Origin of the sequence: Actinomadura keratinilytica, from assembly GCF_039539665.1 — a bacterium.
GTDB classification, from domain to species: domain Bacteria; phylum Actinomycetota; class Actinomycetes; order Streptosporangiales; family Streptosporangiaceae; genus Spirillospora; species Spirillospora keratinilytica.
In genome coordinates this window covers 1-634 of sequence record NZ_BAABDO010000291.1, presented here as the reverse complement: position 1 = coordinate 634, position 634 = coordinate 1, and the positions used below count along the sequence as shown (strand labels likewise).

The following is a 634-nucleotide window of genomic DNA, read 5'->3' as shown; positions in this document are numbered from 1 at the left end:
CGCCGAGGGCGGCGCGGGCGCGTGCGGCGACGCGGGTGGCCTTGAGGGAGTCGCCGCCCAGGTCGAAGAAGTCGTCGTCGATGCCGACCCGTTCCACGCCGAGCACGTCGGCGACGATGCCGCACAGGATCTCCTCGCGGGCGTCGCGCGGGGCGCGGCTTTCGGGGGACGCGGCGAGGTCGGGGGCGGGCAGCGCGGCCCGGTCCAGCTTGCCGTTCGGGGTCAGCGGCAGCTCATCCAGCACGACCACGGCCGAGGGGACCATGTAGTCGGGCAGCGTCTCACCGGCGAACGCCCGCAGCGCCGCGGGCTCGGCGGTCCGTCCCGGGGCGGGGACGACGTAGGCGACCAGGGTCGTGTCCCCGGCGGCGTCGGTGCGGGCGACGACCACGCTCTGCGCCACGTCCGGGTGGCCGGTGAGGACGGCCTCGACCTCTCCGGGTTCGATGCGGAACCCGCGCACCTTCACCTGGTGGTCGGCCCGGCCGAGGTATTCGATGTCGCCCGTGCGGGCCCAGCGCACCAGGTCGCCGGTGCGGTACATGCGCTCGCCCGGCGGGCCGAACGGGCAGGCGACGAACCGCTCGGCGGTCAGCGCCGGGCGGCCCAGGTAGCCGCGGGCCAGGCCGTCGCC

Annotated in this window: 1 protein-coding gene; it reads right to left on the bottom strand. The window is 76.5% G+C overall.

The features are described from left to right. Positions 1-634: AMP-binding enzyme (locus ABD879_RS32760; protein ID WP_345025680.1), on the bottom strand; the 634-nt coding region annotated here is incomplete at both ends.